The 15,282-nt window shown below is 70.1% G+C and carries 13 protein-coding genes; 6 read left to right on the top strand and 7 right to left on the bottom strand.

Features of this window, described 5'->3' with window-relative positions:
• The first annotated feature begins 4 nt into the window (after positions 1 to 4).
• Positions 5 to 1,657, top strand: coding sequence for a bifunctional phosphopantothenoylcysteine decarboxylase/phosphopantothenate synthase (locus ACFOD9_RS03010; RefSeq protein ID WP_379508604.1), 1,653 nt, complete (start codon positions 5 to 7; stop codon positions 1,655 to 1,657).
• On the top strand, positions 1,644 to 2,129 hold the full coding sequence (gene dut, locus ACFOD9_RS03005; RefSeq protein WP_379508603.1) for a dUTP diphosphatase: 486 nt from the start codon (positions 1,644 to 1,646) through the stop codon (positions 2,127 to 2,129). Before ACFOD9_RS03010 ends, dut begins: the two co-directional genes overlap by 14 nt.
• A 42-nt stretch (positions 2,130 to 2,171) precedes the next feature.
• Here the strand turns inward: dut and ACFOD9_RS03000 are convergent, their stop codons facing one another.
• The 6 genes from ACFOD9_RS03000 to secB form a co-directional block, all read right to left on the bottom strand.
• Positions 2,172 to 3,341, bottom strand: coding sequence for a L,D-transpeptidase family protein (locus ACFOD9_RS03000; RefSeq protein WP_379508602.1), 1,170 nt, complete (start codon positions 3,339 to 3,341; stop codon positions 2,172 to 2,174).
• A gap of 111 nt (positions 3,342 to 3,452) precedes the next feature.
• On the bottom strand, positions 3,453 to 4,154 hold the full coding sequence (locus ACFOD9_RS02995) for a DUF4136 domain-containing protein (protein ID WP_379508601.1): 702 nt from the start codon (positions 4,152 to 4,154) through the stop codon (positions 3,453 to 3,455).
• A gap of 142 nt (positions 4,155 to 4,296) precedes the next feature.
• The gene (locus ACFOD9_RS02990) at positions 4,297 to 5,070 is read right to left on the bottom strand and encodes a hypothetical protein (protein ID WP_379508600.1); all 774 of its coding nucleotides are present in this window, start codon (positions 5,068 to 5,070) and stop codon (positions 4,297 to 4,299) included.
• An 81-nt stretch (positions 5,071 to 5,151) separates the two neighbouring features.
• On the bottom strand, positions 5,152 to 6,165 hold the full coding sequence (trpS, locus tag ACFOD9_RS02985) for a tryptophan--tRNA ligase (RefSeq protein ID WP_379508599.1): 1,014 nt from the start codon (positions 6,163 to 6,165) through the stop codon (positions 5,152 to 5,154).
• 5 nt (positions 6,166 to 6,170) lie between these two features.
• Positions 6,171 to 7,751, bottom strand: a complete 1,581-nt coding sequence (gene murJ / locus ACFOD9_RS02980; protein ID WP_379508598.1) for a murein biosynthesis integral membrane protein MurJ — start codon at positions 7,749 to 7,751, stop codon at positions 6,171 to 6,173.
• Between the two features lie 102 nt (positions 7,752 to 7,853).
• Positions 7,854 to 8,369, bottom strand: a complete 516-nt coding sequence (gene secB / locus ACFOD9_RS02975) for a protein-export chaperone SecB (RefSeq protein ID WP_379508597.1) — start codon at positions 8,367 to 8,369, stop codon at positions 7,854 to 7,856.
• Positions 8,370 to 8,657: 288 nt separating this feature from the next.
• Between secB and ACFOD9_RS02970 the strand changes: the two genes are divergently transcribed.
• The 4 genes from ACFOD9_RS02970 (at position 8,658) to ACFOD9_RS02955 (ending at position 13,534) form a co-directional block, all read left to right on the top strand.
• Complete coding sequence (locus ACFOD9_RS02970) at positions 8,658 to 9,341, top strand: Tim44/TimA family putative adaptor protein (RefSeq protein ID WP_379508596.1); 684 nt, start codon at positions 8,658 to 8,660, stop codon at positions 9,339 to 9,341.
• 67 nt (positions 9,342 to 9,408) lie between these two features.
• Complete coding sequence (gene mltA / locus ACFOD9_RS02965; protein ID WP_379508595.1) at positions 9,409 to 10,644, top strand: murein transglycosylase A; 1,236 nt, start codon at positions 9,409 to 9,411, stop codon at positions 10,642 to 10,644.
• Positions 10,641 to 11,225 carry a Smr/MutS family protein gene (locus tag ACFOD9_RS02960; RefSeq protein WP_379508594.1) on the top strand — a complete coding sequence of 195 codons (585 nt, stop codon included), beginning with the start codon at positions 10,641 to 10,643 and terminating at the stop codon, positions 11,223 to 11,225. The genes mltA and ACFOD9_RS02960 overlap by 4 nt, the downstream gene beginning before the upstream one ends.
• 224 nt (positions 11,226 to 11,449) lie before the next feature.
• On the top strand, positions 11,450 to 13,534 hold the full coding sequence (locus ACFOD9_RS02955) for a TonB-dependent receptor (RefSeq protein WP_379508593.1): 2,085 nt from the start codon (positions 11,450 to 11,452) through the stop codon (positions 13,532 to 13,534).
• A gap of 54 nt (positions 13,535 to 13,588) precedes the next feature.
• Here the strand turns inward: ACFOD9_RS02955 and ahpF are convergent, their stop codons facing one another.
• The gene (gene ahpF / locus ACFOD9_RS02950) at positions 13,589 to 15,175 is read right to left on the bottom strand and encodes an alkyl hydroperoxide reductase subunit F (protein ID WP_379508592.1); all 1,587 of its coding nucleotides are present in this window, start codon (positions 15,173 to 15,175) and stop codon (positions 13,589 to 13,591) included.
• Between the last annotated feature and the right edge of the window lie 107 nt (positions 15,176 to 15,282).

Below are 15,282 nucleotides of genomic sequence, written 5' to 3'. Positions count from 1 at the left end.
CACCATGGCCGGACCGCGCATTCTCCTGATCATTGGCGGCGGGATCGCCGCCTACAAGTCGTGCGAGCTCGTGCGGATGATCCGCAAGGGCGGCGGCAAGGTGACCTGCGTGCTGACCGAGGGGGGCGCGAAGTTCGTCACCCCCATGGCGCTGGCCGCGCTTTCGGAAAACCCCGTTCACACCACCTTGTGGGACCTGAGGAACGAGGTCGAGATGGGCCATATCCAGCTCAGCCGCGAGGCCGATCTGGTGGTGGTCTGCCCGGCCACGGCCGATCTCATGGCCAGGATGGCTGCCGGCATCGCCGACGATCTGGCCACCACCTTGCTGCTGGCCACCGACAAGCCGGTCATGGTGGTTCCGGCGATGAACGTGCGGATGTGGCAGCACGCCGCCACCCAGCGCAATGTCGCCACCCTGCGCGAGGCCGGGGTCTTCGTGATGGACCCGGACGAGGGGGCCATGGCCTGCGGCGAATTCGGCCCCGGCCGCCTGCCAGAACCCGATGTGGTCTGGCGGCAGGTCGCCGCCTGGTTCACCGGGCCTGACGCCCTGCCGATGCGCGATGGAGCCGGGTGGAATGCGCCGGAGGACGGGCCGTTCGTCCCGGTCGATCCGCTGCCTTCCTTTGCCAACGACGCCGATGAGGCCGGGGCCGGCACGGGCCTTGGCGGCCTGTCCGCTTCGCTGATCGGTCGGGCTGAGGGCAAGGGCGCGAAAAAGGCCATTGCGCTGGAAAGTCCGGCCGAGGGCGAGGCGCTGAGCGCCCCCGCGCCGCAGCCGGAAGTGCCGGCCGCCCCTGTGCCGGGCGCCGGGGCGCTGCTGGTCAGGAAGGGCAAGGCCCGCGCCGCGCCGCCAACCGATCCCGAAGCGCTCAACCACCTGGTGAACGAGCGCCAGTCCGCGCCCGAGCCGATCGCCGGCGACAACCACGGGATCAGCGTGGGCGCGGCCCTGCCGGACGCGCCGGCCACGCCTTTCGTCAAGCCCGAGGATGGCCCGCTCTCCGGCCGGCACGTGCTGGTCACCGCCGGGCCGACCCACGAGCCGATCGATCCGGTGCGCTATATCGCCAACCGTTCCTCCGGCCAGCAGGGCTTCGCCATTGCCGCCGCCGCCGCCCAACTGGGCGCGCAGGTCACCCTGGTCGCCGGCCCGGTCAACCTGCCGACCCCGCCGGGGGTGGACCGGGTGGACGTGGAAAGCGCGCGCGAGATGCAGGAGGCGGTCAAGCGGGCGCTGCCCGCCGACGTGGCGATCATGGTCGCCGCCGTGGCCGACTGGCGGACCAAGGACGTGGCCACCAGCAAGCTCAAGAAGCGCGGCTCGGCCCCGCCGGTGCTGATGCTGACCGAGAACCCCGATATTCTCGCCACGGTGGGCGCGACGCCCGCGCTCAAGCCCAAGCTGCTGGTGGGCTTCGCCGCCGAGACCGACAAGGTGATCGAGCACGCCCAGGAGAAGCGCAAGCGCAAGGGCGCGGACTGGATCGTGGCGAACGACGTCTCGTTCGATGCCAGGGGCCGCAGCGTGATGGGCGGCAAGTCCAACACGGTCCACATCGTGACCGCGCAAGGCGTGGAACACCTGCCCGAAATGCCCAAGGACATGGTGGCCATGGCCCTGGTTGAAAGGATTGCCCATGCACTCGTCTGACGGATCGGCCCCGGAACCCGTTCCCGTTCTGGTCAAGCGCCTGCCGCATGGCGAGGGGCTGGACTTGCCGGCCTATGCCACCGACGGCGCGGCGGGGATGGACGTGGTGGCCGCCGAGGACGTGACCCTGGCGCCCGGCGCGCGCCATGCCGTGGCCACGGGCTTGGCCGTGGCGATCCCGCCGCATTTCGAGATCCAGGTCCGCCCGCGCTCGGGCCTGGCGCTCAAGCACGGGATCACCGTGGCCAATGCGCCGGGCACGATCGATTCCGACTATCGCGGCGAGGTGAAGGCGATCCTGATCAACCACGGGACCGAGCCCTTCGCCATCCGTCGGGGGGATCGCGTGGCCCAGCTGGTCCTCGCGCCGGTGGTGCGCGCGGGCTGGGTGGAGGTGGCCGAACTGGAACACACCGCGCGCGGCGAAGGCGGCTTCGGTTCAACCGGCGGCGTGGTTTCGCTCAAGCCCTGAGCCGCCAGGCCTGTTCCTCCCCGCGAGCGGGGAGGAACCTGGTTACGCCGGGCAGAATTTCCGGCGGTCCTTCTTGTCGCCCATCGCGCCGTCGCGGCGGTAGATGTCGGGGTAGAAGGCCACCTGTCCGTCTGGCCCGAGGCCGGCGGTGAAATAGGCGATATAGACCGGCAGCGGCGCTGGCAGGGGGACGGTTACCGTTGCGCCGGCGGCCACGCGCGCATCCACCGCGGGGCGGCTTTCGTCCACGAGGGTGGCGGCGAAGCCCAGGGCATCGCTCACCCGCACGCAGCCGTGGCTGAAGGCGCGCACCGGGCGGGCGAACAGCTGCTTGGCCGGCGTGTCGTGGAGGTAGATGTTGTAGGGGTTGGGCATGACCAGCTTCATCGCGCCCAGCGAATTGGTGGGGCCGGGCCGCTGGCGGAAGTGCCCGCCGCTCCAGACATAGCCCTTGGCCCGCGCCGCCGCCGGGTTGCGCGCGGCCAGCGCGCCGATCCCTTCGCGCACGATGTTGGGCGGCAGGTCCCACCAGGGGTTGAAGATGATCCCGGTGACCCGCGCCGAGAAGATCGGGGTGGGCGAGGACACCTTGCCATTGATCACCGCCCGCCGATCGAGCCGCTTGACCCCGGCCCAGGTGCTCACCTCGAAGGCGGCGGTGTTGACCAGCAGGTAGCGCCCGCCCGAGCCGGCGCCGGGATCGCGCGGGAGCCAGCGCCAGCGCTCCATGTTGCGCGCCAGGGTGGCCTTGCGCGCCGGGTCCTTCTCGGTTGCGAGGGCGGCGCGCAGGGCGGCATATTCGGGATTGTCCGGGGCGAGGCCGGCGAAGAAGGCATCGAGCGTGCCGCCGGCCACGGCCGCCGCGATCCGGGCGGGCAGGTCGTCGGTGCGGTCGGTGTCGGTGATATGCCAGCCGGCGTGGGCGGCGGCATCGCAGCAGCCGGCGAGATGCATCCGCGCCAGCTTCAGAGCGAGGGCATCGGCGGTGTTGTCGACCGCCGCGGTATCGCCCAGGCGCTCGGCCGCTTCGAGTGCGCTCGCATCGGGGGGCGGCAGGGCATCCTCCGGCGCGGCGGCCAGCCACTTGTGCAGGCTGGCGAGCACGGGGGCCGACCAACGCGGCGCGGGCGAGGAGGGGGCGGCGGGCACAGGCGCCTGCGCGCTCAAGGGCACGGCCAGCAGGGCAGCGAACGCGGGCAGGAAACGCTTCATCGTGCCAGCTTTTGCGCGCGCGGAGAGCGCCGCGCAAGCACCTCGGACAAAACCTGAGTCGCCCCGGGTCAAGCCCGGGGCGACGGGAGAAGATTGGAGATCAGCCCCGGCTCAGCGCCGCGTGTGTTCCGGCGCCACGGTGATCCGCACCGTTTCGCCCGAGTGGCCGGGGAAGCCGGTGAACATCGCCTCGACCAGGTTGGGGACGAGGTATTGCAGGCGGTTGGAGGTGGAGACCGCCTCGGCCTTGCCCTCGAACAGGCGGGTGCCATCGGCCTTGCGGTCGATCTTGAGCGAGACCCCGCTGGTGTAGATGGTGTAGCTTTCCACCTCGTTGTCGAACCACGGATCATACCAGCCCCAGTTCCAGCCACCGGCCCAGCCGCCAGAAGGGCCGAAGCGGTAGGGCCGGCCATAGTAGCCGCCGCCAAATCCGTGGTAGCCATACCACGGCCCCCAGAACGGATCGTGGAAGGCGGTGGAGCGCAGGCGTTCGCGTCCGCGATCAACGCCATAATCGAACCGCACGATCATCGTGGCATGGGCCGGATCGGACGGGGCATAGCCCAGCCGCACCATCTGGCCTTCGACCAGCCGGGCATACTGGGCGAACTCCAGCCCGCCCTCGAGCGCGGGGTTTTCCGGTACGACCGCGAAGGTCTGCCCGGCCGGGGCCGGCATCTGCGACTGGAAGCGGCTGACGCTGGTATCGAACCCGGTGGCGCAGGCCGAAAGGCTGGCCAGCACCAGCGGCACGGCGGCAAGCTTCAGCCGCTTGCCCAGGGCGGAAAATTCGAGAGCCTTGCGCGACATCCTGTTTCCCTTTCGATTCTCGCGCTGCCCTCCCGCCCCACGGGTCAGCGCGCCTGAGCGTCAATCTAACGCTCCGGCACTGAACTCAGCTTGAATGCCCTGCGGCAGCCCGTGCCGCAAGGGCGGCGAAGGGGTGGCGAGCTCAGTCCGCCCCGGCGCCGGCCTCGGCGTGGTCGGGATCGCGGGTGAAATCGAAGCGGATGCGGACCCACGAGCCGATCAGCGGCTGGCCGCCCACGCGCGGCGGGCGGACGAGGAACTGCCAGGCGGCCTGCCGCAACCCGCGCGCCAGGCCCGATCCGGGCGGGTTCTCCGCCATCTCTCGGCAATCCTCGACGTGGAACCCTTCGATCGTGCGGCAGGCGATCACTGCCCAGCTTCCGGGTGCGTTGGCGCCCTTGGGGATATAGGTCGCCATTTCGGCGCGGGTCGGTTCGCGCACCCATTGCGCGGCATAGAGATGGGCGCCGCCTGGCCCGTCGCCGCCGCCCGCATCGCTGGCGCCGCCGGCGTTCGGGGCTGGCGGCCCCGCCGCCGGGCCGCGCCGGGCCATCCGGCCGATGTCGGCCGAGGCCATCTCGGCGCGAGTGAGGGGGATCAGGGCGAGCGGCGGCAGCGGCGTTGCGCTGGGGGTGGGCTGGGGCGGCACGATCACCGGCGCGGTCGCGCTGGGCGCGGCGACCTGGTGAGCCTGGGTGCGCTGGGCCTGGCGGGGCTTGTCCGCTTCATGCTGGCTTAGGTCGACCGCGACGAGGCGCGAGCCATTGCCCGGCGCGGCGGGCGCGAAAGCCCCCATCCGTGCCAGCATGAACCCCAGCGCGGCGCAGATCGCCAGCGAGAGCAGGGCCGAGATCGCCCGTTCGCGCCGCGACGGGCCATGGGCCGCGGGGGCGGTGAGGGAGCTGGGCAGGATCAAGCGGCGGCGCTCCCATGCGGCGGTGAAACGCAGCCCCGGGCGCCCCTTGCCCGGCCCAACCTTTCGGAAAGCTGACTCGTGCTAGCCCCGCACCAGCCCCAGCGCGACATAGGCCTTTTCCAGCGTCGGCACGGCCAGCGCCCGCGCGCGGGCCGCGCCCTTGGCCAGGATCGCATCGAGCGCGGCGCGATCGTGGCGCAGCTCCACGAACCGGGCGTTGATCGGCGCCAGGCTTTCGACCAGCAGCTCGCCCAGCGCCGGCTTGAACGCGCCGAAGCCCTTGCCGCCGAATTCGCCGAGGATATCCGCGACCGTGCGCCCCGACATGGCGGCGTAGATGCCCACCAGGTTCGCCGCTTCGGGCCGGCCCTCCAGCCCCGCCGCCTCGCTGGGCAGGGGTTCGGGATCGGTCTTGGCCTTCTTCACCTTGGTCATCAGGGTGTCGGCATCGTCGGTGAGGTTGATCCGGCTCATCTCGGAAGGGTCGGACTTGCTCATCTTGGAGCTGCCGTCGCGCAGGCTCATGATCCGCGCGGCTTCGGGCGGGATGATCGGATCGGGCAGGGTGAAGACCGGCGCGTCTTCGCTGGCGAAATCGAAGTTGAACTTCTGGGCCACGTCGCGCGCGAGTTCGAGGTGCTGCTTCTGGTCCTCGCCCACCGGCACGTGGGTGGCCTGGTAGAGCAGGACGTCGGCGGCCTGGAGCACCGGGTAGGTGAACAGGGCGACGCTGGCGCCTTCGCGGTTCTTGCCGGCCTTGTCCTTCCACTGGGTCATCCGCTGGAGCCAGCCCATCCGCGCGGTGCCATTGAGCAGCCATTGCAGTTCGGCGTGCTGGGGCACCTGGGCCTGGTTGAACAGGATCGAGCGCTCCGGATCGATCCCGCAGGCGACCAGCGCGGCGACCATCTCGCGGGTGTTGGCGGCCAGGTCGGCCGGCACGTGCGGCATCGAGATCGCGTGGAGATCGGCGAGGAAATAGAGGCATTCCCCCGATGCGTGTTCATCCTGCATCCGCACCCAATTGCGGATCGCCCCCAGGTAATTGCCGAGGTGGAGATTGCCGGTGGGCTGGATGCCGGAAACGATACGCATGGAACTCACTTTGCAGATGTGGAGCGGCGCCGCCGCAGGAGCAGGGCGATGTCGTCCTTCGAGAAGGCGCCCATCACCACGGTGGCGAGCCCATAGACGACCGTGCCGGCCGAGACCAGCGCCGCCAGCGCGGCGAAGCGCACCAGCCAGGTGCCGTGGACATAGGGCGTCAGCAGCCCCTGGCCGAACCACAAGGCCACGCCCATGGCCAGCGCCGCCAGCACCAGGCGCGGCGCGCGCCGCCGCAGCCGCGCATCCATGACGAAATGGCCGCGCGCCACCAGGGTGCGATAGAGCATGGCGACATTGACCGTGGAGGCGATCGCGGTGGCCAGCGGCGGCCCCATGTGCTGGAGCGGCAGGATCAGCGCGAGATTGCCCACCAGGTTCACCACCATCGACACCGTGGCATAGCGTACCGGGGTGCGGGTATCCTGCCGGGCATAGAAGCCGGGGGTGAGCACTTTCACGAGGATGTAGCTGGGCAGGCCGACCGAGAAGGCGGCGAGCGCCTGGGCGGTGAAATGGGTATCCTGGGCCGTGAAGCGGCCATAGCCGAACAGCGCGGCGGCGATCGGTTCGCCGGCCACGACCAGCGCCACGGTGGCCGGCAGGGTGAGCAGCAGGGCCAGTTCGAGGCCGCGGTTCTGGGTTTCCATGGCGGCGGCGTGTTCGCCCCCGCCGAGCTGGCGCGAGATCGTGGGCAGGAGCACCGTGCCAAGGCCAATCCCGATCAGGCCCAGCGGCAACTGGTTCAGCCGGTCGGCCATGTAGATGTAGGTGACCGAGCCGTGGGCGAGCAGCGAGGCGGCCAGCGCGGTGGAGATGACCAGGTTGATCTGCACCGCGCCCGCGCCCGCCGCCGCCGGCCAGATCAGCTTGAGCAGGCGCCTGACCTCGGGGCTGAGGCGCGGCCGGCGCAGTTTCAGGCTGACCCCGTTGCGCCAGCAGGCGAAAGCCAGCCACAGCAGTTGCAGCAGGCCCGAGACGGAGACCGCGATCGCCTGGTTGCGCGCGGTGGCCAGCGGGTCACTGGTGTGGAACAAGAGCAGGGCGGCGATCAGGGTGAGGTTGAGGAGGATCGGCGCGGCCGCGTTGACCCAGAACTTGTGCAGCGAATTCAATATGCCGCCAAACAGCGAAACCAGGCTGATCAGCATCAGGTAGGGGATCGTGTAGCGCGACAGTTCGACCGCGAAGGCGAATTGTTCGTGGCTGACCCCGTTGAACTTGCCCGAGAGCGCGAAGGTCACCGGCCAGGCGAAGACTTCCAGCACCACGGTCATCACCAGCAGGACCGGCAGCAGCACGGCGAGGGCCGCTTCGGCGAAGGCCAGGCCGTCCTTCAGGCCCGCGCCTTCGGGGTTGGCCACCTTCTGGTTGAACATCGGGATGAAGGCGCTGGCGAAGGCGCCTTCGGCAAACAGCGCCCGGAACATATTGGGCAGGCGGAAGGCCACCAGGAAGGCGTCGGAGGCGAAGCTGGCGCCGATGTAGCGCGCGAACAGGCTGTCACGCACCAGGCCGAGCACGCGGCTGGCCAGGGTCAGCCCGCCAATTGTGCCGGTGGCCCTGAGAAGGTTCATGAAAACAAGCCTACGTCCGCTCGGCCTGAGCCTGTCGAAGGCCCAAACACTGCGCGCGGTGCTTCGACAGGCTCAGCACGAGCGGACGGAGGTGCATGGCGTTCAGGCGTTGCCGGCCGGTTCGCCCGAGGTCTGCGCGGCCTGGGCGAGTTGCTGGAGATAGAGGCCGTTGAAATCGATGGGTTCCAGCATGACCGGCGGGTAGCCGGCATCGCGCACGGCATCGGCCAGGATGCGGCGGGCGAAGGGGAACAGGATGCGCGGGGCTTCGCCATAGATGAAGGCGTGTTCCTGTTCGGGAGCAAGGCCGCGCATCCCGACCAGGCCGCAATAGGCCAGTTCGATCATGTAGGCGACGCCGCCTTCCGCCTTGGCGTTCATCGAGATCTTCAGCTCGACCTCGTGGATCTCGCCGTCGACCTGCTGCGACTGGATGTTGAACTGGACATCGAGCTGCGGCGCGTCCTGCCACTGGTAGCTTGCCGGCGCATTGGGGTTCTCGACCGAGAAGTCCTTGACGTATTGCGAAATGATCCCCGCGGCCGGGCCGGTGTCCTGCCCGTTGGGAGCGGAGCCGCCGAGGTTGAGATCGGAAATGACGTTGCCTTCATCGGCCATGGGAAGTGCTTTCTCGACTGCTGGAAACGAATGGGAACTGGCCGCGCGCCTAGCAGTGTTTGGCTCTCGCGCAAAGGCCCGCCGGGACTCTGGCCGACTGCGATCTTGCTGCCGGCACGATGCCGGGCCGGCGCCCGGCGCACCGGCCCCTTGTGCCATTTCCCTCCTCCGGACGCGAAAAATGCACGGAGGTGGCGATCATCCGTTGTTCATTTGTCAAGCTTACCTATCTGAGGCACAGTGAGTCTGCGGCGAAATCGCCCGCCAGCCCAACGAAAGCAGATCGACGTGACCGTTGAAGTCGTCATCTTGGCCATGATTGCAGCCTTCCTCGGGCTGCGGCTCTATTCGGTGCTCGGCCGCCGGGCGGAGCATGAGGAAGAGACCATCCAGGGCCGGATCGATCCGCGTGGCGAGGCCGGCAGCACCGGCGCTCCGCGCGCCGTGGCGCCGCAATTGCCCGAGCGCGCCCTGCCGCGCGCCGCCCAGCCTGTCCGCCGCGAACTGCCGGGCGTGCTGCCCGCCGCCGAGCGCGGCCTGCGCGACATTGCCGCCGCCGATCGCCGCTTCGATGCGCTGGTGTTCCTCCAGGGCGCGCGCGGCGCCTATCGCCTGATTCTCGACGCCTTCTGGAAGGGCGACCGCGACCAGCTGGCCCACCTGTGCGACCGCGACGTTTACCAGGGCTTCGCCTCGGCGATCGATGCCCGCCTTGCCGCTGGCGAAACGCTCGACAACCGGCTGGTGCGGATCGAGGACGCGAGCATCGTCGATGCCGTGCTCGATGGCACCCTTGCGCGGATCACGGTCCGCTTCACCGCCGATATCGCCGCGGTCACCCGCGATGCGGCAGGCACGGTCATCGCCGGCTCGCTCAACGATGCGATCGAGGCGCGCGACCTGTGGACCTTCAGCCGCGACCTGTCCGCCGCCGGCCCCGACTGGCTGCTCGACGAGACCGACGAAGCCTGAGGCGCGCTGCGTGCGGGGGGCAGGGCGGCAGCGGAGGCTCCTCCGATCGGGTGCGGTGCGGTGGGCTTTGCGGCCGGCGCTACTGCTCGCGCCGCTGATCCTCGCCGCCTGCACGATCATTCCCCCCGCCCGGCCCGGCGGTTCGGCCCTGGTGCCGGGACCGGTCGCCGCGCCCACGCCGGCGCCCACATCCGCGCCTCCGCCAACCGCGCTATCCACCGGGATCATGCCCGGGCCGGCCGTGGCCAGCCTGCCGCTGGCCGGCGCGCGCGCGCCGGCGGCGCTGCGTTCGTTCGCGGAAAGCTGCCGCGCCCTGCTGGCGCGCGGTGACGGCAGCGGGCTGACCCGTCCGGTGGACTGGCAGGCGCCCTGCGCCGCCGCGCCCGGCTGGCCAGCCGGCGATGCAGCCGGTTTCTTCACCCGCTATTTCGAAACGGTCAGGGTGGGCGATGGCCAGGCCTTCGTGACCGGCTACTACGAGCCCGAGATCGCTGGCGCCCGTACCCGCCAGCCGGGCTTCGAGGTGCCGGTCTATCGCCTGCCGCCGGACCTGGTGCGGGCCTGGCCCTTCGAGACCCCGTTCGACCAGCGCACCGGCCAGCGGCCGGTGGGCCGCTTCGATGCCGATGGGCGGTTCGTGCCCTATTTCGACCGCGCCCAGATCCAGGATGGCGCCCTGGCCGGCAAGGGGCTGGAACTGGCCTGGGCGGCCGATCCGATCGAGCTGTTCTTCCTGGAAATCCAGGGCTCCGGGCGGCTGATCGCGCCCGATGGCACGGTCATCCGGATCGGCTATGCCGGGCAGAACGGGCAGCCCTATACCGCGATCGGCCAGCTCATGCGCGATGCCGGGCTGATCGGCGCGGGGCCGGGCCAGAACTCCGGCTCGATGCAGGGGATCATGGCCTGGCTGCGCGCCCATCCCGATGAAGGGCGCGCGATGATGCGGGCCAACCGTTCGGTGGTGTTTTTCCGCGAGGTGAGCGGCGATGGCCCGGTCGGCGCGCTGGGCGTGCCGGTCCGCGCCCAGGCGAGCCTGGCCGCCGATCCGCTGATGGTGCCGCTGGGCGCGCCCGTATGGCTGGCGACCGACCGCACCGAGACCACCGGGCTGTGGATCGCCCAGGACACCGGCGGGGCGATCAAGGGCGCCAACCGGTTTGATTCGTTCTGGGGCGCCGGCCCCACCGCGCGGCTGATCGCCGGCGGGATGAGCGCCAGGGGCAATGCCCTGGTGCTGGTCCCGGCGGGAACCCTGGCGCGGCTGGTGGGCACCGGCGCCGCCTCTGCCGCGCGAAAATGAGCCGGCCCCCGCGCGGGCTGACCCCCGAGGAAGCCGAGCTGTGGGCGCGGGTCGCCGCGACCGTGCGGCCGATCCACCCGCGCCGGGCCGAACCGGGCGCGGGCCATCCCGCGCCTGGCCCGGCCGCCCCCGTCGCCCCACACCCCGTCCCGCGCCCCAAGGTGCGAGGCCGCGTTCCCGCGCCGCTTCCACCGGAACCGGTCCGCGCGGCGGCGCCGCGCCCGCTCGATCGGCATGGACTTGATGCCGGCTGGGACCGCCGGCTGGCCCGCGCGGCGATCGATCCGGACTTCACGCTCGACCTGCATGGCCACACGCTCGATTCCGCCCATGCCCGGCTGGATCACGGGCTGGCCCAGGCCGTGGCCCTGGGCGCGCGGCTGGTGCTGCTGGTCACCGGCCGACCGCGCCCGTCGGATGACCATGCGTCTCGCGGCGACCGGCGCGGGGCGATTCGCGCCAAGCTGCTCGACTGGCTGGCCGCCGGTCGCCACGCCGGCCGCATCGCGGCGGTGCGTCCCGCCCATCCCCGGCATGGCGGGGCCGGAGCGGTCTACATCGTGCTGAAGCGGCCGCGCTGAGCGGGCCAGCCGCGCTCTGACCGGCTTCCTCACGGCCGCCCTTTATCCCGCCTGCCGCTTTGCGCTGGCCGTTTCTGGCGGCCCGAATTGCGCCAGACACGCGCCTTGCGCCGGCCCTTGTACGCGCCCGGCGAGGGGAAATTTGCGAATTTTGATCCATCGCAATTGCAAATCATTCTCAATAACAGTAACCGCCGTCCATCAGACCTGGACTGGAGGACACCGTGAAGAGAATTGTGGTCACCGCGCTTGCCGCTGCTTGCCTGCCGAACGCCGCCCTTGCCGCCGAGGCCGAGGCCGGCGCCGATGCGGGCGATGCCGGCATCGTGGTGATCGGCCAGCGCGACGGATACCGCGCCGAGCAATCGGCCAGCGCTACGCGGACCGACACTCCGCTGCTCGACCTGCCCCAATCGATCGCCGTGGTGACCCGTGAGCGGATGGACGACCAGGCCCAGCGCTCGATGGGTGAGGTGCTGCGCTATGTTCCGGGCACCACGGTTGGCCAGGGCGAGGGCAACCGCGACCAGATCGTCCTGCGCGGCCAGGCCACCACCGCCGACTTTTTCCTCGATGGCCTGCGCGATGACGTCCAGTATTACCGCAGCCTCTACAACATCGAGCGGGTGGAGGTGCTGAAAGGCGCATCGGCGCTGGTCTTCGGGCGCGGCGGCAGCGGCGGGGTGATCAATCGCGTGCAGAAGGCGCCCGCGTTCGATCGGCTGGCGATCACTGCCGCGACCAGCGTCAACACCTTCGGCGGCTGGGATGTGGCGACCGATGTGAATGCGCCGATCTCGGGCAAGGCGGCCCTTCGGCTCAACGCCACCTACGAAAGCCTGGCCAATGCCCGCGACTATTTCGGCGGCAAGCGCTATGCGGCCAACCCCTCGCTCGCGCTGGACCTGGGCGCGTGGAAGCTGGGGCTGTCGTACGAATATGTCCACGACGACCGGGTGGTGGATCGCGGCGTGCCGTCGATCGCCACCAGTGCGGGGCAGCCGAACCAGCCGCTGACCGGCTATCAAGCCCTGTTCTTCGGGGTGCCGGGGATCAACCGCACCGGGCTGGACGCTCACATCGCCCGGGCGCGGCTTGACGGCGCGCTGGCGGACAACCTCACTTGGTCGACCACGGTGGCCTATGGCGACTACGACAAGTATTACACCAACGTCTTTGCCAATGGCGCGGCCACCAGCCAGACCGGGACGGTGGCGCTTTCCAGCTACAAGGAAGCCGTCCAGCGCCAGAACGTCATCGCCCAGAGCAACCTGGTGTGGGACCTGGCCACAGGGCCGCTGGCCCACAAGCTGCTGCTGGGGGTTGAATTCGCCAACCAGGACACGGCCAGCCAGCGCCGAGACGGGACGCTATCCAGTTCCACCCTGAACCTGGCCGCCATCGTGCGGCCGACGGTCAGCTTCGGTGCGCTTGCGCGCGACGTGGTTTCCACGGTGAAGACCTGGTCGGCCTATGCCCAGGACCAGGTCGGGATCGGCGACCATGTCGACCTCGTGCTGGGCCTGCGCTACGACCGGTTCGCGATCCGCGGCACCGACCGGGCCGGCACCCCGCGCCCCTTCGCGCGCACCGACGAGATGGTGACCCCGCGCCTTGGCCTGATCCTCAAGCCGCGTGCCGACATGGCGTTCTATGCCAGCTACAGCCGTTCGTTCCTGCCGCGCTCGGGCGATCAGTTCGTGCAGCTCACCGCTGCCCAGGCCAACCTGGCGCCCGAGCGCTTCACCAACCGCGAGATCGGCTTCAAGTGGGACGTGACCCGCGATCTCGCCCTGACCGTGGCGCTGTTCCGGCTGGATCGCACCAATGCCACCACCCCCGATCCGGCCAACCCGACCGTGACCATCAATATCGGCGAAACCCGCACGCGCGGCCTGGAGCTGGGCCTGTCGGGCCGGCTCGCCCGGCGCTGGCAGGTGAGCGGGGGCTATACCTGGCAGGATGGCACGCTGCGCGGGAATGGCGCGGTCAAGCTGGCGCAGGTGCCGCACCACCAGTTTGCCCTGTGGAACCGCTATGACGTCAGCCCCGCGTTCGGCCTTGGCCTTGGCGTGGTGCACCAGTCGAGCGCGTTCGCCGCGATCCGCACCGTGGCCACCACCACCCGGCTGCCGGCCTTCACCCGCGTGGATGGCGGCGTGTTCTGGACGGTGACCCCGCGTCTGAACCTGCAGCTCAACATCGAGAACCTGCTCGATGCGACCTACTTCTCCGATGCCCACAACGCCAACAACATCACCCCCGGCGCGCCGCGCAACGCCCGGCTTTCGGCTCGGGTGAAGTTCTGACGGCGGGCCGGGGGCCAGAGCGCGGCCCCCGGCTCCCGGTTCCCGGCCGCCAGGTCAGGCCGGCTCGCTGACCTTTTCCTCTGCCGGCAGGCGGATCAGGGTGTCGAAGGCGGAGAGCGCGGCGGTGGCCCCGGCGCCCAGCGCGATGACGATCTGCTTGTAGGGCACGGTGGTCGCATCGCCGGCGGCGAAGACGCCCGGGATCGAGGTTTCGCCGCGCTGGTCGATCTCGATCTCGCCGCGCGGGGAGAGCGCAACCGCGCCCTTCAGCCATTCGGTATTGGGCACCAGCCCGATCTGGACGAAAATGCCTTCAAGCTCGACCTTGTGGATCTTGCCGCTGGCGCGGTCCTCCCAGGTGAGGCCGGTGACCCTGGCGCCGTCGCCCAGCACCTCGGTGGTCAGCGCCGAGACGATCACGGTCACATTGGGCAGGGACCTGAGCTTGGCCTGGAGCACGGCATCGGCGCGCAGGCTGGCGTCGAACTCGATCAGGGTGACATGGGCGACGATGCCGGCCAGGTCGATCGCCGCTTCCACGCCGGAATTGCCGCCGCCGATCACCGCCACCCGCTTGCCCTTGAACAGCGGGCCATCGCAGTGCGGGCAATAGGCCACGCCCTTGGCCTTGTATTCCGCTTCGCCCGGCACGTTCATGTTGCGCCAGCGCGCGCCGGTGGAAAGGATCACGGTGCGCGCCTTGAGGCTGGCGCCGTTGGCCAGGACCACCTCGTGCCAGCCGCCCGGCCGCTCGGCCGGGATCAGCCGCTCGGCGCGCTGGAGGTTCATCACGTCGACCGCGTATTCCTGGACGTGGTTCTCCAGCGCGGCGGCCAGCTTTGGGCCTTCGGTATAGGGCACCGAGATGAAGTTCTCGATCCCCATGGTGTCCATCACCTGGCCGCCGAAGCGTTCGGCCACGACGCCGGTGCGGATGCCCTTGCGCGCGGTGTAGATGGCAGCCGCCGCGCCGGCCGGGCCGCCGCCGATGACCAGCACCTCGAACGGATCCTTCGTGGCGATCTCTTCCGCCGCGCGGCTGGCCGCGCCGGTATCGAGCTTGGCGAGCACTTCCTCGATCGTGATCTTGCCCGAGGCCCACATCGCGCCATCGAGGAACACGGCCGGCACGGCCATGACGCCGCGATCTTCCACCTCGCCCTTGAAGGCGCCGCCCTCGATCAGCACGGCGCGGACGCGCGGATTGGTCAGCGCCATCAGGGTGAGCGCCTGCACAACGTCGGGGCAATTGTGGCACGAGAGCGAGAAATACATCTCGAAGCTGTAGTCGCCCGGCAGGTCGCGGATCTGCTGGAGGACGGCGTCCTCCACCTTGGGCGGGTGTCCACCGGCCCAGAGCAGGGCGAGGACCAGCGAGGTGAATTCGTGGCCCAGCGGAACGCCGGCGAAGCGCACAGATGCTTCGGGGTTCGATACGCGGGCGATGGAGAAGGAAGGGACGCGGGCATCCGTGCCGTCGAAGCGGACGGAAACCTTGTCCGAAAGGCTGGCGATCCGTTCCAGCAGCTCGCGCGTTTCGGCCGAGCGCGGATCGGTGCCCAGCGTGGCGACCAGCGCGATCGGTTCGCGCAGCAGGGCCAGGTATTGCGTGAGCTGTTCGGTGGTGGCGGCGTCGAGCATGGGAGGGGCTCCTTCTGTTTCCTCCCCGCACGCGGGGGGGTGTCAGACGTCGCAGACGGCTGACGGAGGGGGTTGTCGGGTTGGCACAGGGCTTGACCGGAAAGCCC

This window comes from Novosphingobium bradum, from assembly GCF_042646485.1.
In the GTDB taxonomy this organism is placed as follows: domain Bacteria; phylum Pseudomonadota; class Alphaproteobacteria; order Sphingomonadales; family Sphingomonadaceae; genus Novosphingobium; species Novosphingobium bradum.
Note: the sequence above shows the minus strand (reverse complement) of the source record. Positions and strands in the feature narration are given on the sequence as shown.

What these genes read in the sequence shown, in the direction of transcription:
- ACFOD9_RS03010 (WP_379508604.1), top strand. Translation starts at nt 5, where the DNA reads ATGGCCGGACCGCGCATTCTCCTGATCATTGGCGGCGGGATCGCCGCC.
- dut (WP_379508603.1), top strand. Translation starts at nt 1,644, where the DNA reads ATGCACTCGTCTGACGGATCGGCCCCGGAACCCGTTCCCGTTCTGGTC.
- ACFOD9_RS03000 (WP_379508602.1), bottom strand. Translation starts at nt 3,341, where the DNA reads ATGAAGCGTTTCCTGCCCGCGTTCGCTGCCCTGCTGGCCGTGCCCTTG.
- ACFOD9_RS02995 (WP_379508601.1), bottom strand. Translation starts at nt 4,154, where the DNA reads ATGTCGCGCAAGGCTCTCGAATTTTCCGCCCTGGGCAAGCGGCTGAAG.
- trpS (WP_379508599.1), bottom strand. Translation starts at nt 6,165, where the DNA reads ATGCGTATCGTTTCCGGCATCCAGCCCACCGGCAATCTCCACCTCGGC.
- murJ (WP_379508598.1), bottom strand. Translation starts at nt 7,751, where the DNA reads ATGAACCTTCTCAGGGCCACCGGCACAATTGGCGGGCTGACCCTGGCC.
- secB (WP_379508597.1), bottom strand. Translation starts at nt 8,369, where the DNA reads ATGGCCGATGAAGGCAACGTCATTTCCGATCTCAACCTCGGCGGCTCC.
- ACFOD9_RS02960 (WP_379508594.1), top strand. Translation starts at nt 10,641, where the DNA reads ATGAGCCGGCCCCCGCGCGGGCTGACCCCCGAGGAAGCCGAGCTGTGG.
- ahpF (WP_379508592.1), bottom strand. Translation starts at nt 15,175, where the DNA reads ATGCTCGACGCCGCCACCACCGAACAGCTCACGCAATACCTGGCCCTG.